The 23799-nt window shown below is 72.6% G+C and carries 23 protein-coding genes, 1 tRNA gene and 3 pseudogenes; 17 read left to right on the top strand and 10 right to left on the bottom strand.

The window, feature by feature from the left end:
• Window positions 1–684: 684 nt before the first annotated feature.
• From FA582_RS07225 to FA582_RS07215, 4 genes are all read right to left on the bottom strand, one after another.
• Window positions 685–758, bottom strand: a tRNA-Val gene (locus FA582_RS07225).
• Between the two features lie 62 nt (window positions 759–820).
• On the bottom strand, window positions 821–1540 hold the full coding sequence (locus FA582_RS07220) for a trypsin-like serine peptidase (RefSeq protein WP_010149394.1): 720 nt from the start codon (window positions 1538–1540) through the stop codon (window positions 821–823).
• 10 nt (window positions 1541–1550) lie between these two features.
• Window positions 1551–1736 (bottom strand): hypothetical protein, encoded by a 186-nt coding sequence (locus FA582_RS16740; protein WP_202798121.1) that lies wholly within the window; start codon window positions 1734–1736, stop codon window positions 1551–1553.
• A 155-nt stretch (window positions 1737–1891) separates the two neighbouring features.
• Window positions 1892–2827 carry an aminotransferase class IV gene (locus tag FA582_RS07215; RefSeq protein WP_141567782.1) on the bottom strand — a complete coding sequence of 312 codons (936 nt, stop codon included), beginning with the start codon at window positions 2825–2827 and terminating at the stop codon, window positions 1892–1894.
• A gap of 32 nt (window positions 2828–2859) precedes the next feature.
• Between FA582_RS07215 and pta the strand changes: the two genes are divergently transcribed.
• Window positions 2860–4941 (top strand): phosphate acetyltransferase, encoded by a 2082-nt coding sequence (gene pta, locus FA582_RS07210; protein ID WP_010149391.1) that lies wholly within the window; start codon window positions 2860–2862, stop codon window positions 4939–4941.
• Complete coding sequence (locus FA582_RS07205; protein WP_010149390.1) at window positions 4938–6155, top strand: acetate/propionate family kinase; 1218 nt, start codon at window positions 4938–4940, stop codon at window positions 6153–6155. The genes pta and FA582_RS07205 overlap by 4 nt, the downstream gene beginning before the upstream one ends.
• A 152-nt stretch (window positions 6156–6307) precedes the next feature.
• On the opposite strand, the gene galK is transcribed toward FA582_RS07205, so the two are convergent.
• Genes galK through FA582_RS07190 form a run of 3 tightly spaced genes read right to left on the bottom strand, consistent with a single transcriptional unit; the run spans window position 6308 to window position 10911 of the window.
• Window positions 6308–7507 (bottom strand): galactokinase, encoded by a 1200-nt coding sequence (galK, locus tag FA582_RS07200; RefSeq protein WP_010149389.1) that lies wholly within the window; start codon window positions 7505–7507, stop codon window positions 6308–6310.
• On the bottom strand, window positions 7504–8763 hold the full coding sequence (locus tag FA582_RS07195; protein WP_010149388.1) for an FAD-binding protein: 1260 nt from the start codon (window positions 8761–8763) through the stop codon (window positions 7504–7506). The genes galK and FA582_RS07195 overlap by 4 nt, the downstream gene beginning before the upstream one ends.
• A 9-nt stretch (window positions 8764–8772) precedes the next feature.
• Entirely contained in the window at window positions 8773–10911 is a 2139-nt protein-coding gene (locus FA582_RS07190; RefSeq protein ID WP_147899779.1) for an alpha-galactosidase, read from the bottom strand.
• 107 nt (window positions 10912–11018) lie between these two features.
• Between FA582_RS07190 and FA582_RS07185 the strand changes: the two genes are divergently transcribed.
• A complete protein-coding gene (locus FA582_RS07185; protein WP_010149386.1) occupies window positions 11019–11222 on the top strand; it encodes a hypothetical protein in 204 nt (67 codons plus the stop codon).
• Here FA582_RS07185 and FA582_RS07180 read toward each other — a convergent pair.
• The 3 genes from FA582_RS07180 to FA582_RS07170 all read right to left on the bottom strand — a co-directional run bounded on the left by FA582_RS07180 (window position 11219) and on the right by FA582_RS07170 (window position 13345).
• Window positions 11219–11467: a carboxypeptidase-like regulatory domain-containing protein gene (locus FA582_RS07180; RefSeq protein ID WP_010149385.1), complete on the bottom strand. Its 249-nt coding sequence runs from the start codon at window positions 11465–11467 to the stop codon at window positions 11219–11221. The two genes, FA582_RS07185 and FA582_RS07180, sit on opposite strands and share 4 nt — an antisense overlap.
• Window positions 11468–11476: 9 nt before the next feature.
• Complete coding sequence (locus FA582_RS07175; RefSeq protein WP_010149384.1) at window positions 11477–12406, bottom strand: trypsin-like serine peptidase; 930 nt, start codon at window positions 12404–12406, stop codon at window positions 11477–11479.
• 72 nt (window positions 12407–12478) lie between these two features.
• Window positions 12479–13345 (bottom strand): formate/nitrite transporter family protein, encoded by an 867-nt coding sequence (locus FA582_RS07170; RefSeq protein ID WP_010149383.1) that lies wholly within the window; start codon window positions 13343–13345, stop codon window positions 12479–12481.
• Window positions 13346–13472: 127 nt separating this feature from the next.
• Between FA582_RS07170 and FA582_RS07165 the strand changes: the two genes are divergently transcribed.
• From FA582_RS07165 to FA582_RS07115, 14 genes and pseudogenes are all read left to right on the top strand, one after another.
• Complete coding sequence (locus tag FA582_RS07165) at window positions 13473–14387, top strand: SDR family oxidoreductase (protein WP_010149381.1); 915 nt, start codon at window positions 13473–13475, stop codon at window positions 14385–14387.
• Window positions 14388–14431: 44 nt separating this feature from the next.
• Window positions 14432–15151: an HAD family hydrolase gene (locus FA582_RS07160; RefSeq protein ID WP_010149380.1), complete on the top strand. Its 720-nt coding sequence runs from the start codon at window positions 14432–14434 to the stop codon at window positions 15149–15151.
• Window positions 15144–15440, top strand: a pseudogene (locus FA582_RS17525) (GTP cyclohydrolase II); the annotation flags it as partial. The gene FA582_RS07160 and the pseudogene FA582_RS17525, both read left to right, overlap by 8 nt.
• Window positions 15430–15588, top strand: a pseudogene (locus FA582_RS17520) (hypothetical protein); the annotation flags it as partial. The pseudogenes FA582_RS17525 and FA582_RS17520, both read left to right, overlap by 11 nt.
• A 91-nt stretch (window positions 15589–15679) precedes the next feature.
• The gene (locus FA582_RS17105) at window positions 15680–16537 is read left to right on the top strand and encodes a RibD family protein (protein WP_238705476.1); all 858 of its coding nucleotides are present in this window, start codon (window positions 15680–15682) and stop codon (window positions 16535–16537) included.
• Complete coding sequence (locus tag FA582_RS07150; protein WP_010149378.1) at window positions 16537–17256, top strand: CDP-alcohol phosphatidyltransferase family protein; 720 nt, start codon at window positions 16537–16539, stop codon at window positions 17254–17256. The genes FA582_RS17105 and FA582_RS07150 overlap by 1 nt, the downstream gene beginning before the upstream one ends.
• Window positions 17253–18278, top strand: coding sequence for a zinc-dependent alcohol dehydrogenase (locus FA582_RS07145; protein ID WP_010149377.1), 1026 nt, complete (start codon window positions 17253–17255; stop codon window positions 18276–18278). The genes FA582_RS07150 and FA582_RS07145 overlap by 4 nt, the downstream gene beginning before the upstream one ends.
• 15 nt (window positions 18279–18293) lie before the next feature.
• A pseudogene (locus tag FA582_RS07140) lies at window positions 18294–18675 on the top strand (6-pyruvoyl trahydropterin synthase family protein).
• The gene (locus FA582_RS07135) at window positions 18653–19723 is read left to right on the top strand and encodes a glycosyltransferase family 4 protein (protein WP_010149375.1); all 1071 of its coding nucleotides are present in this window, start codon (window positions 18653–18655) and stop codon (window positions 19721–19723) included. The pseudogene FA582_RS07140 and the gene FA582_RS07135 overlap by 23 nt, the downstream one beginning before the upstream one ends.
• Window positions 19724–19861: 138 nt before the next feature.
• A complete protein-coding gene (locus tag FA582_RS16375; protein WP_158640862.1) occupies window positions 19862–20587 on the top strand; it encodes an SAM-dependent methyltransferase in 726 nt (241 codons plus the stop codon).
• The gene (locus FA582_RS16370) at window positions 20584–21513 is read left to right on the top strand and encodes a lysylphosphatidylglycerol synthase domain-containing protein (RefSeq protein ID WP_010149372.1); all 930 of its coding nucleotides are present in this window, start codon (window positions 20584–20586) and stop codon (window positions 21511–21513) included. Before FA582_RS16375 ends, FA582_RS16370 begins: the two co-directional genes overlap by 4 nt.
• 324 nt (window positions 21514–21837) lie before the next feature.
• The gene (locus FA582_RS07125; RefSeq protein WP_147899778.1) at window positions 21838–22215 is read left to right on the top strand and encodes a sortase domain-containing protein; all 378 of its coding nucleotides are present in this window, start codon (window positions 21838–21840) and stop codon (window positions 22213–22215) included.
• 72 nt (window positions 22216–22287) lie between these two features.
• On the top strand, window positions 22288–22779 hold the full coding sequence (locus FA582_RS07120; protein ID WP_010149240.1) for a transporter substrate-binding domain-containing protein: 492 nt from the start codon (window positions 22288–22290) through the stop codon (window positions 22777–22779).
• On the top strand, window positions 22763–23797 hold the full coding sequence (locus FA582_RS07115) for a cation transporter (RefSeq protein ID WP_010149238.1): 1035 nt from the start codon (window positions 22763–22765) through the stop codon (window positions 23795–23797). The genes FA582_RS07120 and FA582_RS07115 overlap by 17 nt, the downstream gene beginning before the upstream one ends.
• The last annotated feature ends 2 nt before the right edge of the window (window positions 23798–23799 follow it).

The raw sequence follows: 23799 nt of genomic DNA, 5'->3' as shown, positions 1-23799 counted from the left end.
TCACCTGGCACGTCGGGGCTGCTGTGACGAGGGTGAGCTCACCACTCGCGCTACCCCGGTCCTGGCTCGTCCCGGGAGAAGCCGGTGCGGCGTGCCCAGTCCGCCGGTGGCTCGTAGTCCTCGTCCCAGGGCATCGGCGCATAGGCGCGGCAGGTGGGTTGGCGCGGCCCCGGCCACGCCTTCCGGCCCGAACGAGCGGCGGCACGGGCATACCTGTGGGGTGTTCGGGTTGGCGAGGACGCGGAAGCGTGGCGGCTTGCTCTGTGGGGTGTAGTCGAGACGGGCCCCCCGGAGGAGGTCGAGGGCGTCGTCGTCCACGTGCAGCCAGGCCCCTGCACAGCCGAACCGGGTCACCCCCGGGGCGCGCTCATCCGCGACCTGCGTGAACACGTAGGTGGTCCCGCAACACCTACCGGCGGCCAGCGAGAGCCGGACCGCCCCCAGGGCGGTGATCTGGTCGACCGCCGCCGTCGTGACCTCGAACGGCGGCCTGGTCGTCGAGGTTCCGAAGGTGTCCATGGACTCTTACTAGCGCACCCCGCCGACACCCCTCCTGGAGTCGCCGGTGGGGGGACAGGTGGAGACCACCACGCACGGGGCCGTGCGCGACGTCTGCGAGAGGCGGGAGAAGCAGATCACGACCTGCCCCAGGTGTCTGCACTGGTCAGGTCGTGATCGGTGGTGTGGACGTGAAGGGACTCGAACCCCTGACCTCTCGCGTGTGAAGCGAACGCTCTAACCAACTGAGCTACACGTCCGGACGTGCCCTCGGGCACGAGGAGGAAGTCTAGCCTCCTCGTGCCCGAGCGACGAAATCACCTCAGCTGTTGGCGGCGGTGGTGTAGACCTGCCGCTCGACGTCACCGAAGTAGGGGCCGTACATGACGTCCTTCTCACCGCGGTAGCCGAAGGAGTTCACTGAGTTGAGGGTGCCACCGGTGATCCAGCCGCCACCGCTGGAGCCGCCCGTCATCGAGCAGGGCAGACGGTGGTCGTTGGTGCCACGGGTGTCGCGACCGGCGACCCCCGAGCAACGCCACAGCTCCTGACCGTCGTAGGGCGTCGCGGCCGGGTAGCCGTAGGCGTTGAAGGTCAGCCCGTAGCCCAGGTTGAAGCCGATCGGGTAGTCACCGGTGACGTCGGTGAGGCTCTGACCGTTCTGCTCGGCCATCACGGCGAAGCCCACGTCGTGGTTGAAGTCACCGCTGTTGACCCAGGAGGTCGGGGCGTAGAGCGACTCGGCGACCCACGTGCCGTAGGGGCGCGCACCGTTGTCGTAGGCCGGCACGAAGGCGAAGTTGGTGGCGTAGGCGCCGGGACCCTCGTTGAGGCAGTGGCCGGCGGTCGTCACGACATCGCCGTTGACGCTGTCCGTCGCGGTGCCCGAGCAGACGTAGTTGGCGCCCCCGAGTGTGAAGAACACCTTGCCGAACTCCGCCTGCGGCGGCACCTGAACCGCCTTGGCGGAGGCGCCGCCGGCGCCGGGCTTGCCCTTGACGCCGTCGGGGCGGGCCTTCTCGCGCGGGATCGCCGAGGCCATCCGCTCGGGGTCAGTAGGCGCGGACCGAGGCCTGGTCCGCCTTCGTCGTCGCCGCGGCGTGCTTGGCCACCGCCTGGTCCTGACCCTTGCCCTCCCCGTTGCCGGGGGCCGCGCCGGCGCCGCTCGCGCCGACCATGGACAGCGCCATGACTCCAGATCCGACCAGGGCCAGGGCTCGCATTCCAGCAGGAGGCATACGTCACTCTCCTTCGAAGCGGGACAGGCGCCGACGGTGGCGCCCCGCTCGAAGATACCCACCGGTAGCACCAGAGGTAAGGGCGTACAGGTATGGGTTTGGCAAAGGATGGTCCGGTATGCGGACGGTTCCGGTCGTGCTGCTCGGTCGCGACCTCAGGGGTCCTGGCGCCCGCGGGAGCGCGCGGCGAACACCTCGCGGGCCCGACGGGCGACCGGCCCCGGCCCCTCCCCCAGGTCCCGGTCGGAGATCCCCTGCACCTCCACCTGCCGGCCGTTGGTGAGTCCGACCGGGCCCATGACGTCCAGCCTGTGCAGCGCCGTGATATCCCTGATGCTGCTCGTGAGCCAGATCTCGTCGGCCTCGGCGAGCACCGTGAGCGGCAGCGGCTCCTCGACGACCTCGAGGCCGTCCTCGCGCAACCACTCGATGACGAGCCCGCGCGTCACCCCGGCCAGCGGCCCGGACGCGAGGCCGGGGGTGCGGACCACCCCGTCGGTGACGACGAAGACGTTGGTGCCCGTGCCCTCGCACAGCTGACCGGCGGTGTTGGCCAGGATGGCCTCCGAGTGCCCGGCGGACTTCGCGGCGGCCAGCGCCACGACGTTCTCGGCGTAGGACGTGGACTTCACCCCGGTGAGCGCGCCCCGCTCGTTGCGGGTCCAGGGCACGACCAGCGCCGAGGTCGTGGGACCCAGCGGCTCCTGGTCGACGGCCGTGACGACATACGTCGCCGCCCCCTCGACCCGGTCGCTGCCCAGCGGACCCAGCCCGGCGGTGACGGTGTAGCGCAGCCGGCCAAACGGCATACTTCCCTCGGCGAGCACGGCCCGGATGCCCTCCCCGATCCGGTCGCGGTCCAGCGGCTCGAGGCCCAGCGCCGCGAGCGAGCGGTCCATGCGGTCATGGTGACGGGTGAGCGCGAAGACCTCGCCGTCGACGACCTTGCAGGTCTCGAAGACCCCGTCGCCGACGGTGATGCCGTGGTCCAGCGCCCGCACCGTGCCACCGGGCCCGACGAGCGCGCCGTCCACCCACACCCGCACCGCGGAGAGTCCACCTGCTGCCGTCAGAGAGCTCGACGTGTCCATGGACGCAGCGTAAGGCGTGGATAGAGTGGAGCGTGACCACCTCGCTGTATGTCGCGTCCGCCGAGCCACGCTCGGGCAAGTCGGCCGTCTCGGTCGGGCTCCTGGCCCAGCTGTGCGCCCTCGGCGGCCGGGTCGGTGTCTTCCGCCCCGTCGTCCAGGACCGCGATCACGACGCCCTGCTCGCCCTGCTGCACCCGCTGTCGACGTCCGCCTCGGACGCCCAGGACGCGGTCGGGGTGACCTACGACGACCTCCACCACCGACCGGACGCCGCGATCGGGGAGATCGTCGAGCGCTTCCACCGGTATGCCGCGCAGCACGAGCGGGTGCTCGTGGTGGGCTCGGACTACACGGGGGTGACGGCGCCCACCGAGTTCTCCACGAACGCCAGCATCGCCGCCCACCTCGGCGCGCCCATGCTGCTCATCATCCCGGGCGCCGGGCGCAGCGCGCAGGACACGGCGACCTCCGCCGCGGTCGCCGTCCAAGAGGCCCGCAGCCGGCACGCCCGGGTGGCGGGAGTGCTCGCCAACCGGGTCGACGGGGACGTCGAGGAGGTGCGCGCCGCGGTGGCGGCGGAGGTCGGGGACGACGAGGCAGCGCCGGCGGTCTTCGGCATGGCGGGCGACCCGCTGCTCGCCGCCCCGACGGTGAGCGACCTCATGGTCGCGACCGAGGGCACGCTGCGCGCCGGCGACGAGGCGCTGCTGGAGCGGGAGGTCAGCGGGCTCCTCGTGGCCGGCATGACCATGCCCAACGTGCTCGACCGCCTGCGCGAGGGCAACGTGCTCATCTGCCCCGGTGACCGCGAGGACGTCCTGCTCGGCGCGATCCTCGCCCACCGTTCCTCGACCTTCCCCCAGCTCGCCGCGATCGTGCTCAACGGCGGCCTGCGCCCCAGCGAGCAGGTGTCACGGCTGGTCCAGGGTCTGGCGGTGGAGCTGCCGATCATCGGGTGCGAGGGCGGCACCATGCGGACCGCCATGACGATGCACGACGTCGTCGGCCGGATCACGCCACGCTCCCTGCGCAAGATCGAGCAGGCCCGCGCCCTCGTGCAGGAGCACCTGGACCTCGGGCTCCTGCTGCCGGTGGGTGAGCAGGACGCCGGTGGGTCGAGCGTGGTGACCCCGCTGATGTTCGAGCACCAGATCATGGCCCGGGCGCGGGAGTCCGGCGCGCACGTCGTGCTCCCCGAGGGCGGCGAGGACCGCATCCTGCGCGCCGCCGACACCGTCCTCTCCCGCGGCGTCGCCCGGCTCACCCTGCTCGGCGACGAGACGCAGGTCCGCGAGCGGGCGGCCGCGCTCGGGCTGCGGCTGGACGCCGCCGACGTGGTCGACCCCCTGACCAGCGCGTGGCGCGAGGACTTCGCCGCGACGTATGCCGAGCTGCGCGCGCACAAGGGCGTCACCCTGGAGCAGGCGCACGACATCGTCACGGACCCGGCATACTTCGGCACCCTCATGGTCAAGACGGGGCGCGCCGACGGGATGGTGTCCGGGTCGATCACGACGACCGCCCACACCATCCGCCCGGCGCTGGAGGTCATCCGCACCTCCCCCGGGGTCTCGGTCGTCAGCTCGGTCTTCTTCATGTGCCTGGCCGACAAGGTGCTCGTCTACGGCGACTGCGCGATCAACCCCGACCCCGATGCCGCGCAGCTCGCCGACATCGCGATCTCCTCGGCCGCGACGGCCGCGCAGTTCGGGGTCGAGCCGCGGGTGGCGATGCTGTCCTACAGCACCGGTGGCTCAGGGACCGGCGCCGACGTCGACAAGGTGCGGACGGCCACCGGGATCGTGCGCGAGCGGGAGCCGTCACTGCTTGTCGAGGGGCCGATCCAGTACGACGCTGCCGTCGACCCGGCCGTCGCGGCCACCAAGCTCGAGGGCTCCCCCGTCGCCGGGCGGGCCACCGTCCTCGTCTTCCCCGACCTCAACACCGGCAACAACACCTACAAGGCGGTGCAGCGCAGCGCCTCGGCGGTCGCCGTCGGGCCGGTGCTGCAGGGGCTCAACGCCCCGGTCAACGACCTGTCGCGGGGCGCGACCGTCCGCGACATCATCAACACCGTCGCCATCACGGCGATCCAGGCCGGGGGGAAGCGATGAGCAGCGGGGTCGGGGAGCCGGGCGGCGGGGTCGTGCTCGTCGTCAACGCCGGGTCCTCGTCGGTGAAGTACGAGCTGCTCGACCCCGTCCCCGGCGTGTCGCACGCCAAGGGCCTCATCGAGCGGATCGGGCTGGCCGACGGCGCCGTCCACCACACCGTCGACGGGGTGACCCACGACGAGGTGCTGGACGTGCCCGACCACGAGACGGCGCTGCGGCTCGCGACCCGGGCCTTCGAGCAGCACGGGCCGTCGCTGGACACCGTGAACCTGCTGGCCGTCGGTCACCGGGTGGTCCACGGCGGTGCCGACTTCGCCGACCCGACGCTCATCACCCCCGAGGTCGTCGCGGCGGTCGAGCGGTTGGTGCCGCTGGCCCCGCTGCACAACCCCGGCAACCTCGCCGGCATCGCCGCGACGCAGGCCGCCTTCCCGGACGTCCCGCAGGTCGCCGTCTTCGACACCGCCTTCCACCAGGGCATGCCCGAGGCGGCGGCGACCTACGCCGTGCCCCGCTCGTGGCGACAGGAGCACCTCGTGCGGCGCTACGGCTTCCACGGCACCTCTCACGCCTACGTCTCCCGCCGGGCCGCCGACCTGCTGGGTCGGCCGCTGGAGGAGGTGCGCAGCATCGTGCTGCACCTCGGCAACGGCGCCAGCGCGACCGCGGTCGACGGTGGGCGCAGCATCGACACCTCCATGGGGATGACCCCGCTCGAAGGCCTCGTCATGGGCACCCGGCCCGGCGACCTTGACCCGGGCGTCGCCGGGCACCTGGCCCGCGTGGCCGGGCTGTCGATGACGGACCTGGAGCTGGCGCTGTCCAAGGAGTCCGGGCTCCTGGGGCTGACCGGCTCGGCCGACTTCCGGCAGGTCATGCAGCGGCGGGCGGAGGGCGATGAGGCGGCGAGGCTGGCCTTCGACGTCGTCGTGCACCGGCTGCTGCACTACGTCGGGGCGTATGCCGCCGTGCTCGGTCGCCTCGACGCGCTCGTCTTCACCGCAGGGGTCGGGGAGAACAACGCCGACCTCCGCGCGAGCGTGCTGGACCGACTGGCCGGGTTCGGCGTCCGCCTCGACGCATCAGCCAACGACGCCGCGAACGGCGAGACCCTCATCACCACCGCGGAGAGCGCCGTCGCGGGTTACGTCATACCCACGGCGGAGGAGCTCGAGATCGCGCGCCAGGCGGCCGCCCTCGTCACCCGCCCCTGACCCACCGAGCGTCGCAGATGGTTCACGGACGTGGGCCGATGCGACCATCTACGACGCTCGGTCAGGTTAGAGGGAACCATCTCCGACGCTCGGTGAGGCCAGGAACAACCATCTGCGACGCCCGGTGGGTCTGAAGCCCGGCGGGTATGACGTCAGGAGACGCGGTGGGCGGGGGCGCTGGGGGTGGCGTGCAGGAAGTGGGGTGCCTCCAGGCCCGCATCGACGAAGGCCGCGTGCACGGCCTGAGCGACCTCGTCGACCGCGTCCCGCGCCACCAGAGCGATCGCCGAGCCTCCGAAGCCACCGCCGGTCATCCGGGCACCCGTGGCGCCCGCGGCGAGCGCCGCGTCCACCGCCAGATCGAGCTCGCGGCAGGAGACCTCGTAGTCGTCGCGCAGGGAGACGTGCGAGGCGACCATGAGTCGGCCGACCTCGTCGGCCTCCCGCTCGGCCAGCGCGCCGACGAGGTCCAGGACCCGGGTGTTCTCGGTGAGCACGTGACGCACGCGGCGCACCGCCTCGCCGTCACCCGAGAGGGCTGCCAGGACGTCCTCCACCTCGCGCCCGTGCACCTCGCGCAGGCTCCCGACCCCGAGCGTCCGGCAGGCCCGCTCGCACGCGCTGCGGCGAGCGGCATACTGCCCGTCGGCGAGGCTGTGGTGGGCCCTCGTGTCGATGACGAGCACCTCGTGCTCGGGCAGGGTCCAGGCCACGGGGGTGAGGGAGAAGTCGCGGCAGTCGATGAGCAGGGCGTGCTCGTCGACGGCGCGCAGCGAGACGCTCTGGTCCATGCCACCCGTGGCGGCTCCGGCATAGTCGTTCTCCGCCCGCACGCACGCCTCGGCGAGTGCGGCCCGGTCCACCCCGGCGAGCTCCGGCACGAGGTCGTGCAGCGCCAGCGCGCTGGAGCAGGACAGCGCGGCCGAGGAGGAGAGCCCGGCACCGAGCGGGACGTGCCCGTCGACGAGGATGTCGGCACCGAGGGCCTCGGGTCCGACCCGTTCGCCCAGCACCGCAGCGACCCCGGCGACGTAGGCTACCCAGCCCCCCGGCGCCCCGGCCGTGATCTCCCCCACCTCCCCCTCCCAGGTATGCCCGGGCGCCTGGCGCGAGGCGACGCGCAGGCGCCCGTCCTCCCGGGGTCGGGCGGCGCAGTAGGTGCGGTGGGCGAGCGCGAAGGGCAGGCACCACCCGCCGTTGTAGTCCGTGTGCTCGCCGATGAGGTTGACCCGGCCGGGCGCGGCCCATACCCCGTCGGGCTCCCCGCCGAACTCCTGGGCGAAGGCCGTCGTGAGCGCCGACCCGACCTCGGCGTCGGTCGCCGCGGGCGACCACGTGAGCTCGCCCGTCACAGCCCGACCCGGTCGAGGAAGTCGTTGCGCAGCGCGCCACGGGGGTCCAGCCGGGAGCTCAGGTCGCGCATCCGGTCGCGGAGCGGGTAGAGCGTGTCGACCCGCTCCGCGAGCGCGGCCTCGTCGAAGACCTTGCCCCAGTGCGGTCGGGCGCCGAGCGGGTTCAGGCCCTCCTCGATCCGAGGGACGAGCGCCTCGACCGCCTCCGGCTGCTGGTGCCAGGTGAAGTGGAAGGCGACGCAGTCCTCCTGCGCGAGGTTGAGCCACTGCTGGCCTCCGGAGACGGTGCGCATCTCGCTGGCCTGGGTCAGCGGCGCCAGCTCGTCGGCCATCCCCCTCAGCCAGTCGAGGGCTGCCGGGGCATCCTGCCGCGGCAGCAGCCACTCGGACTGCAGCTCGGCGCCGTTGGACGGGGTGAACTCCATCCGGAAGTGCGGCAACCGGTGCAGCCACGGGCCCGGCACCCCACCCTGCTCGGTGCAGTGCTCGGCGGGCCCACCCCGCATCATGTGCCGTGGGCCGTCCGCCGGACGCAACCCGAGGGCGGCCGGGTCGCCGGGGTCGGTGTTGTCGACCCGGTCCTTGACCCAGACCTGCGTCGGACGGTCCGGGTCGCGCCAGTCCGTGAAGACCGAGACGCTCGTGCCCAGCCCCGTGACGGCGTCGAGGTCGGCCGCGACCTGGTCCCACCGCAGCCCCTCGTAGACCGTCTGGGCGACGTCGTAGCCCACCTCGACGTCCATCTCGAGGGTGAGGACCGCCCCGAGCATCCCCAGCGACACGACGGCGCCACCGAAGTCGCGCTCGCCCCGCTCCAGCCGCACGTGCTCGCCCTCGGTCGTCACGAGCTCCACGGCGCTCACCCCGTCGGCCAGGGAGCCGATGCCGTCGCCGGAGCCGTGGGTGTCGGTGGAGATCGCCCCGCCGACGGTGATGTGCGGCAGCGAGGCCATGGTGTGCAGCGCCCAGCCCTGGTCCTGGACCCGCGCGCCGAGCTCGCCGTAGGTCAGCCCGGCGCTGGCTCGGACGGTATGGCGGTCGCTGTCGACCTCCACCTCGGCCGGGAGCCTGCCCAGGTTGACCAGGGTGCCGGTGGTGTCGGCGATGCGGTTGAAGGAGTGCCGCGACCCGAGCAGGCGCACCAGCTCGGACCGAGCCATGACCTCCGACACCTCCTCGATGCTGCGCGGCTCGACGAGCTCTGCTGCCGAATACGTGAAGGTCCCCGCCCAGGTGCGTCCCGGTGTTCGTGCCATCGGCCCAGCCTACGCCTGCACGACCCGCCAGATCTGGCTGTGCTCGGGATTCATCGGCTGCATCGGCAGCCCCGCCTCGGCCAGCGCCCGGCCGGTCAACGTGATGCCGTCCACCGCCCACGGCACGACCCCCCGACCGTGGGTCAGCGGCTGCGCGCCGGGCTGCTCGAGGGTGACGCGGTAGCGACGGTCGGGGTCTAACCCCGGCAGCCGGACCCGGTGCGGACCGGTGGTCGCCGACCGGGTCAGCGCCGCGATCTGGAAGAGCGCCTCGGAGGAGTCCTGCGCCACCGTGCCGTGGACCCAGGTGGCGTCGTCGTGGTGGTCGGCGTTGACCCTCCGACCGGTATGCAGCAGCTCCCGGTGCGCGGTATGGAAGGCCACCCAGGCCGCGAGCTCGGTGAGCTCCTCCTCGGTGCAGGTGGCGAGGTCCCACTCGATGCCGAGGTGCCCCCAGAGCGCGGTGCCTGCACGGAAGCCCAGGCCGTGCCGTCGCCCGGTGGTGTGCGACTCCCCCGAGGCGATGTGCGTGCCGACCAGCTCCGGCGGCACGAGCAGCAGGGTGCCCCGCTGGATCTGCTGGCGCTCCAGCGGGTCGATGCAGTCCGAGGCCCAGACCCGCACGGTGCGCTCGAGCACGCCGAGGTCGACCCGGCCTCCCCCGGCCGAGCACGACTCGATCTCCAACCCCGGATGGGCGGCGAGCAGCTCGTCCATGAGCCGGTAGACCGCCAGCGTGTGCGCCCGCACCCCCGGCTCGCCGCCCGGGGTGTGCCCGGCGTCGTTGAGGTAACGGTTGTGGTCCCACTTGAGGTAGGCGATGTCGTAGCGGTCCAGGAGCGCCATCAGCTGGTCACGGACGTGCGCGTAGGCGCCGTCGTGACCGAGGTCGAGCACGTGCTGCTGGCGCGACTCGAGCCCGCGGCGTCCCCCGGCGGAGAAGATCCACTCCGGATGGGCGCGCGCGAGATCGGAGTCCAGGCTGACCATCTCCGGCTCGACCCACAGCCCGAACTCCATCCCGGCGGCGTGGACGTGCTCGATGAGCGGCTCCAGACCGTCCGGCCACACCTCGTCAGAGACGACCCAGTCGCCCAGGCTCGTGGTGTCGTCGCGCCGCCCGCCGAACCACCCGTCGTCCAGCACGAACCGCTCGGCCCCGACGCGGGCGCCCCGGTCGACGAGGTCGGTCAGCCGCCCGAGGTCGTGGTCGAAGTAGGTCGCCTCCCAGTTGTTGATCGTCACCGGGCGCGGTCGCTTCGGATGGTGCGGCCGGCTGCGCAGCCAGGCGTGGAAGCGTGCGGCCACCTCGTCGAGCCCGGTGCCGTGCGCGGCATACAGCCACGGGGTGGTGACCTCCTCCCCCGCACCGAGGCGGACCTCCCCGGCCTCGAGACGCTCACCCGCGCCGAGCACCCGCGAGCCGTTGAAGAGCCGCTCGGCATAGGTGCTCTGGTTGCCGCTCCAGCCCAGGTGCACCGCCCACACCTGCCCGTGGCCGAAGCCGAAGCCTGGCTCGCCGGCGCACAGCAGGTGCACCGCGTCCAGCCCGGTGCGGCCCGTGCGCACCTCGCGGCTGTGCACGCCGATGTCGAACGGCTGGCGCTGCGGCACCCGCTCCATCGTGTGCCGCCCGGCGAAGTCGAGCAGCTCGGTGGCCCGCTCTGGCACCGGCAGGGTGGTCCGGAGCGCGGCGAGCTCGTAGGTCTCCTCGCCGGTGTTGGTGAGGGTGGTCCGGGTCCGCAGCAGCCCGCCCGGGTGCAGCTCCAGCTCCAGGACGACCGCGAGGTATGCCGTCGCGTCCGTCGCGCGGACGAGCACCCGTCGGGTTCCGTCGGGGTCGGTGGTCGCCTCGGCGGGGGTCTCGGTCCGGAAGGCCGGGGACCAGTCCCTGCCCTGGCGCGAGCCCTCGACGCCGGGACGACCCAGCCAGGCGCCCGCGTGCTCGGGAAGGATGCTCACCTGGTCGGCGATGTCGAAGGGGCTGTCTCCGCGCGCGACGCGACCGGCGCACACGAGGGCCTCCAGGTCGGCGTCGTCCAGCTCGCCCAGGTCGGCGCCCCAGTGGCGGACCACCGGCAGCAGATCGTCGGAGAGGTCGAGCAGGAGGGAGGTGCCCGCGGCGCGCAGGTGCAGGAGTGAGCTCACGGGGTCCACCCCACTGCACCGGCGGCGCCCGTGTCCAGTCAGCCGGTCGGTCCAGAGTTCACGTGACGTCCACCCGCCCGCCACGTGACCTCGTTAGCGTCGCTCCGGTGGCCAAGGAGCTGGACTTCATCAAGGGCGTCGACAAGCTGCACGCGTTCTACACCGAGCACGTGCGGATGCTCGCCCACGCCTACGACCTGAGCGACGAGGACGCCGCACGCATCCTCGACCGCTTCGATTTCAAGAATGTCTCCCGCTCGATCCTCGCCCCCTCCCGGGTCGACCTGTTCGAGGCGCCTCCGGAGCTCTAGCCGAGCAGCAGCTCGATCCTGGCCGCGCCCGGCACGGCGACGACGACGCGGGCCGACGCGCCTTCTCCGTGGGCGGCGACGACATACTCCCCTTCCTGCGGCACGTCGAGCCAGAAGGTGCCGTCATCGCCCGTGAGCAGCGCGACGTCGGGCAGCGGGACGGGCCCCGCCTCCAGCGCCACGCGGGCGCCGGGGACGGGGCCACCTGCGGCATCGAGCACGATGCCGCTGATGCGTCCGGTCATGGGTGCTGATCAGCCCTTCCAGAGCTTGAGGTTGCCGAACACCGGGGTGTTGATCCGGGTGCCGCTGTTGCTGCCGGACCCACCGTAGGCGTGGATCGCGACGGCATACCTGCTGCCGTCCTGGATGACGTAGACCCCGCTGCCGCTCTGGCCACCTGCGGTGTCCAGCGTGTAGTAGACCTTGCGGGGGCTGAGGGCCGCCGCTGCGCTCCAGTGGTACCACTGGGTGCCGCTCGGCTTGTCGCCCGGGTAGCCGGACAGGTTGAGGGTCCTGCCCTGCAACGTCGCGTCGGGCCAGGCGGCGAAACCGAGCCAACCGGTCTGGTCGCCCTTGGGCTCGGTGAGCAGCATCGCGCCGTAGTCGAACTCGTGGTTCGGGCTGCTCGTCCATCCGTGCACGCTGCGCAGCTGGGCGCGGGGCACGACGAAGGAGCCGAAGGGCAGGCTCGCACCGTTGCGCCCGGGCATGACCTGGATGCTGCGGACCCAGCCGTGGCGCGGGGTGTCCGGCGCGTGGATGAAGACGCAGTGCCCGGCGGTGATGATGCTCCTCGGCCCGTTGAACCAGCCGGTGCCGATCCACCTCGTGCCGTCGTTGGCGGTGATGATCAGCGAGCAGTGGACCCGCCAGGGGTAGCTGCCCGTCGTGGTGATCTGGACCCGGTTGTCCGGGCCCTGGACCGTCTCGGTCTCGACGGGCGGGCCGTAGGTCGCCTCCCCGATCGGGCGGAGCCCGGTGGTGTCGGGAGCCTGCTCGCCGGCGCCGAAGGCCTCGGCCATGGCCGTCGCGACGGGCTCCATGTCGAGTCCGTCGGCGACGCGCTCCTCGGTGCCCTCGCCCGACGCGGGCCCCTCCGACAGCTCGTCGGTGCCCACCTCGTCGGCGGGCTCGGTCTCCGGGGCGACCGGCTCGTGCGGGTTGATGGTGTCGTGAGACATGGGTTCTTCTCCTCGTGATGCGCACCGGCCCCTGCGCCGGTGCGTCGGTGGAGAAGAGGGGCAGGGCGGTCCTCAGATACGTCGGCTGCGCTCCTCGCGGACCAGCTCCCAGGTGCGCACGATCCGGGGCGCGGTCATGATGACCAGGCCGCCGACCATGTTGAGCAGCGTGACCCACCAGAACCACCCCAGCCACTGGCCGACCGAGATCTCGGCACCGGCCTGCATGGCGCCGAAGATGAGCACCGACGCCAGCGCCCCGTGGTGCATCTGCAGACCGACCACGAGCAGCCCGCCGATGAGGGAGATGATCGCGGTCATCACGTCCGAGCTGGCGCCCTGGTTCATCCGGGTCATGAGGGTGATGGTGCTGCCCGCCAGGAGCGCCAGGGCGACCGTCTCCAGGGTGAACCCGGCGCTGACGTAGCCGACGGCGGCGGTGGTCAGGTCATCGTGGAACTGCGGGAAGGCATACACCACCAGCAACATGAACAACCAGCCGCCGGCCAGGTTCATCACCAGGGTGACCGACCACAGCCGGAACAGCTGGGCCACCGTGCCATGGCCCGCCAGGACCGCATTCACCGGGATCATGAAATCCTCGGTGAATAGCTCGGAGTGCGCCAGCCGGAGGGCGAGCAGCCCGATGCCGAAGGCGAGACCGGAGAGCAGCGTGCTGCCGGTGGCGTGCATCACCGCGAGCATCGCCATGATGCCGAGCCCGACGTCGATCCCGCCGAAGAGGCCGGTGACGACGAGACCGCGGCGGGTCCGTTTCAGCCGTTCCTCCCCCTCGGAGACGGTCGCGTTGAACTCCTCGTGCAGCTCTTCCTCCAGACGCCGCTCGACCCCGTCGACCTCGACGGTCTCGGCCTGGTCGTCCTGACCGCCCGCCTCGGGCTCGGTGGCCTGCTCGGGGTCACCGTCCTGGACGCTCATCGGGTGCGGAGGGGGGTTGGAGAGACGGTCACCCCACCATCATCCACGTTCGGCGCTCACTCGGACCCACCCCGCAGACGTGGCAGGCCGGGGCGACAACCTCGGGGTCGTGCGATTCCATGGAGGTATGACGCACGAGAGCACCCGCAGCCCCGCCGTCCAGCAGAAGGCCGAGTCCCTGGTCAACGACCAGGGCGGTTTCCCGGCCCAGGAGCAGCAGCCTCCCGGCCTCACCGCGACGATGGACCCGCTGCCCGACCACGGCGAGGAGAGCTACGTCGGCCACGACCGGCTGGAGGGCATGCGCGCCCTCATCACCGGAGGTGACTCCGGCATCGGGCGTGCCGTCGCCATCGCCTACGCGCGGGAGGGGGCGGACATCGCCCTCAGCTTCCTCCCCGAGGAGGCCGACGACGCCGAGGAGACCGCCGAGTGGGTCCGCAAGGCTGGCCGCACGGTCGTCCTGCTGCCCGGTGACCTGCGCGAGCAGAGCACCTGCCAGCAGGTCGCCGAGGACGCCGTCGCCGGTCTCGGTGGCCTGGACATCCTGGTCAACAACGCCGGTTTCCAGATGGCTCGCACCGAGAAGCTGGAGGACATGCGGGCCGAGGACATGGACCGGGTCTTCAAGACCAACCTGTATGCCCTCTTCTGGCTGACCCAGGCCGTCGTGCCGCACCTGGGCAAGGGGTCGAGCGTCATCAACGTCAGCTCGATCCAGGCCTACGAGCCGTCGCAGACGCTCCTGGACTACGCCTCCACCAAGGCGGCCATCAACAACGTCACCGTCAACCTCGCCGCCCAGCTCGGCGAGCGCGGCATCCGCGTCAACGCCGTCGCGCCGGGCCCGATCTGGACGCCGTTGCAGCCCGCGACGCAGGACGGGGAACGCCTGGAGACCTTCGGCGGGGACACCCCGCTGGGCCGGGCCGGACAGCCCGCCGAGTGTGCCGGCGCGTTCGTCTTCCTGGCCTCCCCGAGCGACGCGAGCTACGTCTCCGCGACCGTCCTCGGCGTCACTGGCGGGAAGCCGGTCTTCTGAGCGAGAGCCATACCCCCGCGTCCGGAGACGTAGGGTGCGCGAGCATGGACACTGCCCGGCGGATCGTGGAGCGGGCCCGCGCCGTCCTCGTCGACTTCGACGGGCCGCTGGCCCGGCTGTTCCCCGGGGGTGGGTGGCTCGAGGTCACCGACCGGGTGAAGGCCGAGGCCGTCGCGGCCGGGGGACCTGCCCTGGGCGAGCTGCTCGCCGCCGAGCGTGACCATGTGCAGTGCCTTCGCATCGTCGGTGAGCACGCCCCGGAGCTGCTGGACCGGCTCGAGGCCTTCACCAGCCACCTGGAGCGGGACTCGGCCACAGAGGTGTCGCCCCGACCCGGGGCGCTGGACCTGGTGGACCGCACCCTGGAGCGGGGCGCCGTCCTCGCGGTGGTGACGAACAACACCCCGGAGATCGTGGCCACCGTGCTGGACCGTGCCCGGCCCGGCGCAAGCGATCGCCTGCAGGTGGTCGGGCGCTCCCGCGGGCGCGTGGACGACCTCAAACCACAGCCCGACCTGCTCGGTCGAGCGCTGGGCCTCCTGGGGGCCCGCGCGGAGGAGGCCGTCTTCCTCGGCGACTCGGTGACCGACGTCCAGGCCGGTGCCGCAGCGGGTATGCCGGTCGTGGGGGTGGCCGAGGATTCCGCCCGCCGACGTGAGCTGCGGTCCGCCGGGGCAGCCGCCGTCGTCGAGGGTGTCGCGGACCTTCTCCCCCCTCCCCAGGAGAAAACCGCTGGCGACAGCCATACTGTGGAGGATGGCTGAGCAGGCGAGGACTACACCGCACCGGGTCGAGCGCGTGGCCGACACGCGTCTGCCGACCGATCACGGCACCTTCCGGATGACGGCATACCGTGACGACACCGGGATGGACCATGTGGTCCTCAGCCTGGGGGTGAACGACGACGACCGCGACGACCTCGACCCGCCGCTCGTGCGGGTGCACTCGGAGTGCCTCACCGGGGACGCCCTGGGCTCGCACCGGTGCGACTGCGGCGAGCAGCTCCAGCACGCGCTGGCCCTGGTGGCCCGCACCGGGCGAGGTGCGGTGGTCTACGCGCGGGGGCACGAGGGGCGCGCGATCGGCCTGGGCGAGAAGCTGCGGGCCTACGCCCCTGCAGGACCAGGGGGCGGACACGGTCGACGCCAACCTCGCCCTGGGCCATCCTGCGGACGCCCGGACCTACGACCACTGCGCGGCGATGCTGCTCGACCTCGGCGTCGACCAGCTGCGGCTGCTCTCCTCCAACCCGGCGAAGGAGGCGGGCCCTGCGCGATCTCGGGATCAGCATCGTGGAGCGGGTGCCGCTCGTCATGCCCGACCGCGAGGAGAACGCCTTCTACCTCGCGACCAAGCGCCGGCGTATGGGTCACGACCAGTCGGCCCCGGACGACTGGTCACAGCTGCTCGCCGGACGGGTGCCGACCTCGGGCGTGCTGGCCCAGCGCTACGGGGACCTGGCCCGCGACACCGGCCCGCTCGTCGTCGCCCAGCTCGGTCAGAGCCTGGACGGCTTCATCGCCACGCGGACCGGGGACGCCAACTTCGTCACCGGCGAGCTGGACCGTGAGCACCTGCACCGACTCCGCGCGCTCGTCGACGCCGTCGTCGTCGGCGCGGCCACCGTCGCCTGCGACGACTCGCGCCTCACCGTGCGGGCCGTGCCCGGGCCCCATCCCACGCGCGTCGTGCTGGACCCTCGTGGGGTGCTCCCTGCACAGGCCAGCGTGCTCACCGATGGCGCGGCACGGACCCTCTGGGTCGTGGGTCCCGAGGTCGACACCCCGGCGGTCCGTGACCACGTCGAGGTGGTCCGCTGGCCGTCGGCCGGCGCCATGGAGCCCCGCGAGGTGCTCGACCTGCTCGCCTCCCGTGGCCTCCACCGCGTGCTCGTCGAGGGAGGTGGCCGGTTGGTCTCGGCCTTCGTCCGCGCGGGTGCCGTGGACCGGCTCTTCCTCACCACGGCGCCGGTGCTCATCGGGGACGGGGTGCCCGGCCTGCGGGTCGAGGGTCAGGACCGCCTGACCGATGCCTTGCGTCCGCCGGTGCGACGCTACGTCCTCGGGGAGGATGTCGTGACCGAGCTGGAGCTGAGTCGCAGGGACACCGCCTCCGGGGGGTTGCCCGCCGATGTCCCGGACGCGAGCTGATGTCGGCGCAGGTGCCCACGGCCCGGCTCCGCGGTGCCGGAGTCCTCGAGTGGGCCGTGGTCCTGCTCCCCCTGGCCCTCTGCGTGGGGCTGGTCACCCGGGTCTCCCCGGGCGTCGGCGTCGGCGTGCTCGCCGTGGCCGCCGGGCTGGTGGTGCCGGTCGTGGCCACCGCGGCCCTGCTGCGACGTCGTCCCGCGGCCGTGAGCCCACCGGACGTGGTCACCCTCGCCCGGGTCGCGCTGACGGGTGTCGTCGCCACCGCGGCGGTCCTCGTCCTCGCCGGGCAGCTGCCCGCTCGCACCTGGCCCGTGGCCGTGGTGGTCGGCGCCGCGTTGCTGCTGGACGCGGTCGACGGGTGGCTGGCCCGCGCGACCGGGACCGCCAGCCCCGCCGGGGCGAGGTTGGACATGGAGTCCGACGCCGCCCTCCTCCTCGTGCTGTCGGTCCTGGTGAGCGTCACGCTGGGCTGGTGGGTCGTCGCGATCGGTGCCATGCGGTACGTCTTCGTGGCTGCCTCCTGGGTGCGCCCGGCCCTGCGTGGCGAGTTGACGCCGAGCCTGGCACGCCGGACGGTCGCGGCGCTCCAGGGGATCGCGCTGCTGCTCGCCCTGGTGCCGGCCATACCTCCCCCGTGGGCTGCGGTCGGCGTCGTCCTCGCCCTCCTGGCGCTCCTCGCCTCGTTCGTGCGCGACGTGGTCGACCTGGAGGTGCGCGGGTGAGCGCCGCAGACGGAACGGCCCAGGCCTACTGGGCCACCGCGCCGGGCCAGGGTGAGCTGCGCCGGGAGCCGCTGCCGGAGCCCGGACCGGGCGAGGCCCTCGTGAGCGCGTCGTTCAGCGGCATCAGCCGGGGCACCGAGATGCTGGTGCGCCGGGGCGGAGTGCCGGACTCGCAGGTCGATCGGATGCGCGCTCCCTTCCAGAAGGGCGGCTTCCCCTTCCCGGTGAAGTACGGCTACCTGTCCGTCGGGGTGGTCCAGCGCGGCCCGCAAGAGTGGGTCGGGTCGCGGGTGTTCTGCCTGCACCCGCACCAGGACCGGTATGTCGTACCCGTGGGCTCCCTCTCCCGCGTCCCCGGCGAGGTGCCCTCCCCCCGTGCTGTGCTGGCCGGTCCGACCGAGACGGCGCTCAACGCGCTCTGGGACGCCCCGCCGTGCGCGGGCGACCGGGTCGCGGTGGTGGGCGGCGGACTCATCGGCGGGGCGCTCGCCCTGCTCCTGCGCCGTTTCCCGCTGGAGCGTCTGCAGGTGCTGGAGACCGATCCCGTCCGGCGTCGACGGCTGCGCGACGTGGGCCTGGGCGCGGTGCCGCCCGACGAGGCGCTGCCTGACTGCGACCTCGTCTTCCACGCCTCGACCAGCGAGCCGGGGCTCGCGCTGGCGCTCTCACTGGCCGGGGACGACGCCGACGTCGTCGAGCTCTCATGGTTCGGCTCGCCGGCCCCGCAGGTACCGCTCGGCGAGGACTTCCACTCTCGCCGGCTGCGGCTGGTGGCCAGCCAGGTCTCCCGGGTCGGGGCGGCCCGCCGCCACCGACGGGACCCGGCAGCCCGTCTCGGGTCGGCCCTCGAGCTGCTGTCCGACCCCGCGTTCGACGTCCTCCTGGGTGGGGTCCGCGCCTTCGGGGACATCACCACCGCGTTCGATGAGCTCGAGCACCACGGGGACGCCGGCGGGTGCGTCGTGCTGTCCTACCCCGACGCGGACGACGCCGAGCCCGACGCCACCGCCCGACACCCCTGACCCACGAGGAGCACGATGTTCGGACTCACTGTCACCGACCACGTCATGATCGCCCACAGCCTGCCCGACCCGTTCTTCGGGCCGGCCCAGGGCCTCCACGGCGCCACCCTGGTCGTCGAGGCCACCTGGCGCCGCCGCGAGCTGGACGAGCACGGGGGTGGTGGTGGACATCGGCGAGGCGGGAGGCCACCTCGCCGCGGTGCTCGACCCGTTGCGATACCAGAACCTCGACGAGCACCCCGACTTCGCCGGCCGGCTCAGCACGACCGAGTCCGTGGCCGCCCACGTCGCGCACGCGCTGGCCGACCACGCCGACCCCGCCGTCGACGGCATCGGCGTCGTCGTGCGCGAGCATCCGCAGGCCTGGGTGACGTATGACCTCGACCTCCGCGCGTGAGGGCGGCCCGTCGCGCGCAATGATCGTGCCCGGCGACCTCGCGGGACCCAGCGGAGGCAACCACTACAACGCCCGGCTCGCCTCCGAGCTCGTCGCGGGCGGCGTCGCGGTGACCGTCGAGCCCGTCCCCGGGCCGTGGCCACGGCCGACCCGGCACGACCGGTCGGCGCTGCGCTCGGCCCTGCGACGTCATACCGACGTGGTTGTCGACGGCATCGTCGGGTCGGCGGCACCCGACGAGCTCGCGTGGGCTCGAGAGCAGGGCGTGCGGATCGGGGTGCTGGTACATCTCCCCCTGCCTGCGGAGCGTGGCATGACAGCGCGAGAGCGAGAGCGGCTGGAGGGCTCGGAGAGGGCCGCGCTGCAGGCCGCGGACACGGTGGTCGCGACCAGCGCCTGGGCCCGGGAGGACCTGTTCCGCCGCTACGGCCTCGCCGAGGTGCGACCCGTGCCCCCCGGCGCAGACGTGGCGCTGCCGGCGGTCGGGAGCAGTCCCCCGCACCTGCTCTTCCTCGGCTCGATCAGTCCGCGGAAGAACCCGCTCGTCCTCCTCGATGCACTTCGGACCGTTCTCGACCGCCCCTGGACCGCGTCCCTCGTCGGGCCCACCGGCCCGGATGAGGACTACGCCGAGGCGGTGCGCGTCCGCGCGGACGCCCTCGACGGACGCGTCCAGATGCTCGGGTCGTGCCGCGGCGAGGTCCTCGAGGCGGTCTGGCACGCCACCGACCTCCTCGTCCTGCCATCCTCCGCCGAGACCTACGGGATGGTGGTGACCGAGGCTCTGGCCCACGGCATACCGGCCCTGGTCCCGGCGCGGACGGGGGCCGTGGAGGCACTGCAGGGATCCGGCGAGCGGGACGGTATGCCCTGCGCAGGCGCCGTCGTCGACGTCGCCGACCCGCATGCCTGGTCCGAGGCTCTGGCCCGGTGGCTGGACGATGGCGACCTCAGGCGCGCGTGGCGGGCGGCCGCCCTGGCACACCGGGATAGACTCCGCGGGTGGGCCACGACCGCGACGGACTTCACCCAGGCTCTTCGGTGGTAGCCCGTCCCGTTCCAGCCGACTGGCTGGCGCTGCGACGACGCGCCGACCACCGTGCCCGCGAGGACGCCCGCGACCTGCTGCGGCTGCTGACCGACCACCTGAGGGCCCCGGCCCGCCGGCGACCTCGTGGTGGTCGACGTGGGGGCCGACGTGGGGGCCGGCACCGGCTCCAACCAGGCCTGGCTCGCGCCGCGTTTGCCCGGACGCCAGCGCTGGGTCCTCGTCGACCATGACGCCGACCTCCTCGGCTCGGAGGGGGCCGCGGGTGCCGACGACCGGGTCACGACGCACCGCGAGGTCGCGACCGTGGACGACTTGCCCTCCCTCGTCCCGCAGCATGGTGAGGTTGTGCTCACGTGCGCGGCCCTGCTGGACCTGCTGTCGACGGAGGAGCTCGAGACGCTCGCCGACGTGGTCGCGCCAACCGATCGGCCCGGCATCGCGGCCTTGTTCAGCCTCAGCGTCACGGGGATGGTCACGCTCACACCCGCCCATCCCGCCGACGCGGCCGTCACGGCCGCTTTCGACGCGCATCAGCGGCGCGAGGGACGGCCCGGTCCGGACGGAGCCGCGGCCATGACCCGTGCCCTGCGCCGTCGTGGCGCCCAGGTGGAGACCCGGGCGACGGACTGGGATCTGGGCGCCGAGGACGGCCCGCTCCTGGGCCGCTACCTCGACGACCGTGCCTCGGTGGCCGTCGAGCACGATCCCGACCTGGCGGATCTGGTGCGGGAGTGGCGGGACGAGCGCGAGCACCAGCTCCGAGCCGGCACGTTGAGCGCGCGCGTCGGCCACCTCGACCTGCTCAGCCTGCCGTCCACGAGCCTCGACGAGGGTGTCGGCGCGGCGCCAGGGCACCGGTGAGCGACAGCCTGATCGCCAGCCGGCCACGGTCCCACCACGGGCGCCTCGTGGTCGTCGCGACGCTGCAGGTATGCCTGACTCTGGGCCTGCTCGGCCTCGTCGTCGCGCGGTGGGGGCTGAGCCCTTTCACCAGCGCAGCCGGTGCCCTGCCCTGGTGGGCGGTCGCTGTCGGCCTCGGCCTCGGAGCAGCAGGAGTGGTGCTCCAGGCGCTGCGCTGGCGCCTGGTCGCGCGGCACCACCACATCTTTCTCCCCGTGGGCCCGGCCATCGCCCGCTGCTGGCAGGCCGCCTTCCTCAACAGCATCCTGCCCGGAGGGATCGCCGGCGACGCACTGCGCGCGGCGGACGACAGCAGCGATGCCCAGGCGCCGGACGGTCGGCGCGCGCTCGCGAGCGGCTTCGCGGCCGTGGCCGCAGAGCGTCTGGCCGGGACCACGGTGGTGCTCATCGCCACGGCGGTGGTTCTGCTGGCCCCGGCCCCGCTGGCCGGGGTCGCGTGCCTGGCCGGAGCAGTGGTCACCGCAACCATTGCCTGGCGCTGGCTCCGCGTCCTCCCGGTCCGGGACCTGGTCACGGTCGTGCTCCTGTCGGTCGCCGGCTGGGCGGCCTTCGTCACCATGTTCGTCCTGGCCGTGGTCGTCGTGGCACCCGAGGTGGACGTGTCTCTCGCACCGGGGCTCGCCACGGTCTCCGTCGGCGCGATGTCCCTGCCCGTCACGGTGGGCGGGTGGGGGACGCGCGAGGCCGCCGCCGGATGGATCTTCATGCTGCGTGGGCTCGACGCGGGTACCGGGGTCACCGTCTCGATCGGCTACGGCATCCTCGCGCTGCTGTCCACGCTCCCCGGCGCCGCGGTCCTGGCAGTGCGCACCGCACCGCGGTTGCGAGAGGTCGGTCGGGCCCGCACCAGCCGCCGGTCACGGTGAGGTCCTCCGCGTCGACGTCCCGCTCGCTCGAGAATCGAAGCCGATGACTCACCCTCATGAGCAACCTCAGGGCGAATCCACGACAATGTCCCCATTGTTCTTTGCGGGCACCGTTTTTCGGGCGCCCAGCGATCATGAAACTGCGCAACGCAGGTATCGATCGCAAAACGACTTCCTCCCGTCCCGCATTGCGGATGCGCCAGAGCAGTTCCCGTGATGTGATGACTGCGCCATGGAAGCGATGGTGCATGTCGGGGTTCCTCCGGCGTGCACAGGTCCGCCACACGCGTCACAGATCACCACAGCACGTACGGCGGCGTCGACATGGATGAGTCTCACTGTCCCCGTGAGACCGAAACCGTCCCACGGTTCGCCTTCTTGTACGACGGCTCCCCCCGGCCCGGCGAGCCCGGCCCGGCCGTCGTCCTCGGCCACGTCAGCGGCGCCGCCGGTCCCTCCGTCTTCTTCGACCTCGCCCTCCTGCAGGTCGGTGACACCGTCGAGGTCGACCGTGCCGACGGCACCACCGCGACCTTCGAGATCTACGACCTCCAGCAGTTCCCCAAGGACACCTTCCCCACCCTGGCCGTCTACGGCAACACCCCCGGCCCCGAGCTGCGCCTCATCACCTGCGCCGGCACCTTCGACGACGACACCGGCCACAACGACGACAACATCATCGTCTACGCCCGCGAGGCCTGAGCCCGGCGGAGCTCACCGGACCGCTTCGACCAGCGGCTGCTCGACGTGCTGCACGGCACCGTTGGTCGTTCAATGGACGCCGTGCGTAGCACCGCGATCCTCCTGTCGGCCGTCGGGTTGTCCCTCTGCGGCTGCGGCCTGTCGATCCCCTCGGACCCGGACGGCACCCTCCAACGGGTCACGGGCGGCGAGCTGAGGGTCGGGGTCTCCCCCAACCCGCCGTGGACCGTCCTTCCCCCGAGCGAGGGGGAGCCGCCGACGGGCCGCGAGGTCGACCTGGTGCACCAGGTGGCGGAAGAGCTCGACGCGCAGGTGCGGTGGACCGTGGGCGGAGAAGAGGCCCTCATGGGCAGCCTCGAGCAGGACGAGCTGGATCTGGTGATCGGCGGTCTGACGGAGAAGTCGCCCTGGACCACTCACGCCGCCCTGACCGTGCCGCACTCGACGAGCATGGGACCCGAGGGCGACCCCGTCGGCCGGGTCCTTGCCGTCCCCATGGGGGAGAACGCCTTCATGGTGACCGTCGAGAAGGTGCTGGTGGAACGCGGTGGGCGTGGTGGGTGAGGCACCCAGCTTCGGGCATACCGAGCTTCCCGCCGAGCAGCAGGACGCCTTGCGCCGCGCGGTGCGGGTGGCGTGGCTGACCATCGCGTTCCTGACGACCGCGGTCGTCCTCATGTATGTCGTCATGGGCAGTTCCCAGGCGATGAAGGCCGCGTGGGCAGAGGACCTGCTCTCCTTCATCCCGCCCGTCTCCTTCCTCATCGCCGCCCGCGTGGCACGGCGCGCACCCACGGCCCGGCACCCCTACGGCTACCACCGCTCGGTCGGCATCGGTCACCTGGTGGCGGCGACCACGCTCCTGACGATGGGGGTCTTCCTCGTGGTCGACTCCGGGAGCGGCCTGGTCAGTCGGGAGCACCCACCCGTGGGCGTCATGGTCGTGGCCGGGCACCCGGTGTGGTCCGGCTGGTTGATGTGCGCGGCGCTGGCCTACACCGCGGTCCCGCCGGTGCTCCTCGGCACGGCCAAGATGCCCCTGGCGCGGACACTGCACGACCGGGTGCTGCATGCCGACGCCAAGATGAACAAGGCCGACTGGATGACGGCGGTGGCCGGGATCGTCGGGGTGGTTGGCATCGGCGTCGGGGTGTGGTGGGCCGACGCCGTGGCCGCCCTCGTCATCGCCGTGAGCATCCTGCGAGACGGGTGGTCCAACCTGTTGGTCGCGGTCGACGCGCTCGCCGATGCCCGGGCGGCGACGGTGGACGGGCACGACCCGGATCCTCTGGTCGCTCGCGTCGACGGCGTCCTGGCCGACCTGCCCTGGGCCGCCACCGCCGGCAGCCGGATCCGGGACCAGGGCCACGTCTTCCACGTCGAGGGCTTCGTGGTCCCCCACGACGCCACGGTCGTCGGCCTCGACGACCTCGAGCGGGCCCGCGTCGCGATCGGGCAGCTGGACTGGCGTCTGCAGGACGTCGTCATCACCCTGGTGCGCGAGCTGCCCGACGAGTTCCACCCCCAGCACCAAGGGAGCGACGACGCGGGGCAGGTCGGAGAGTCCGGCAAGCGGTCCTGAGG

The organism is Serinicoccus profundi, assembly GCF_008001015.1.
GTDB lineage: Bacteria > Actinomycetota > Actinomycetes > Actinomycetales > Dermatophilaceae > Ornithinicoccus > Ornithinicoccus profundi.
The sequence above is the reverse complement of the archived record's forward strand: the minus strand, read 5'-3'. Positions and strand labels throughout refer to the sequence as shown.

What these genes read in the sequence shown, in the direction of transcription:
- FA582_RS07120 (WP_010149240.1), top strand. Translation starts at nt 22,288, where the DNA reads ATGGACGCCGTGCGTAGCACCGCGATCCTCCTGTCGGCCGTCGGGTTG.
- FA582_RS16740 (WP_202798121.1), bottom strand. Translation starts at nt 1,736, where the DNA reads ATGCCTCCTGCTGGAATGCGAGCCCTGGCCCTGGTCGGATCTGGAGTC.
- FA582_RS07205 (WP_010149390.1), top strand. Translation starts at nt 4,938, where the DNA reads ATGAGCAGCGGGGTCGGGGAGCCGGGCGGCGGGGTCGTGCTCGTCGTC.
- FA582_RS07165 (WP_010149381.1), top strand. Translation starts at nt 13,473, where the DNA reads ATGACGCACGAGAGCACCCGCAGCCCCGCCGTCCAGCAGAAGGCCGAG.
- FA582_RS07215 (WP_141567782.1), bottom strand. Translation starts at nt 2,827, where the DNA reads ATGGACACGTCGAGCTCTCTGACGGCAGCAGGTGGACTCTCCGCGGTG.
- FA582_RS07175 (WP_010149384.1), bottom strand. Translation starts at nt 12,406, where the DNA reads ATGTCTCACGACACCATCAACCCGCACGAGCCGGTCGCCCCGGAGACC.
- FA582_RS07180 (WP_010149385.1), bottom strand. Translation starts at nt 11,467, where the DNA reads ATGACCGGACGCATCAGCGGCATCGTGCTCGATGCCGCAGGTGGCCCC.
- FA582_RS07125 (WP_147899778.1), top strand. Translation starts at nt 21,838, where the DNA reads ATGGATGAGTCTCACTGTCCCCGTGAGACCGAAACCGTCCCACGGTTC.
- FA582_RS07220 (WP_010149394.1), bottom strand. Translation starts at nt 1,540, where the DNA reads ATGGCCTCGGCGATCCCGCGCGAGAAGGCCCGCCCCGACGGCGTCAAG.
- FA582_RS07160 (WP_010149380.1), top strand. Translation starts at nt 14,432, where the DNA reads ATGGACACTGCCCGGCGGATCGTGGAGCGGGCCCGCGCCGTCCTCGTC.
- FA582_RS07195 (WP_010149388.1), bottom strand. Translation starts at nt 8,763, where the DNA reads ATGGCACGAACACCGGGACGCACCTGGGCGGGGACCTTCACGTATTCG.
- FA582_RS07150 (WP_010149378.1), top strand. Translation starts at nt 16,537, where the DNA reads ATGTCGGCGCAGGTGCCCACGGCCCGGCTCCGCGGTGCCGGAGTCCTC.
- FA582_RS07170 (WP_010149383.1), bottom strand. Translation starts at nt 13,345, where the DNA reads ATGAGCGTCCAGGACGGTGACCCCGAGCAGGCCACCGAGCCCGAGGCG.
- FA582_RS07135 (WP_010149375.1), top strand. Translation starts at nt 18,653, where the DNA reads ATGACCTCGACCTCCGCGCGTGAGGGCGGCCCGTCGCGCGCAATGATC.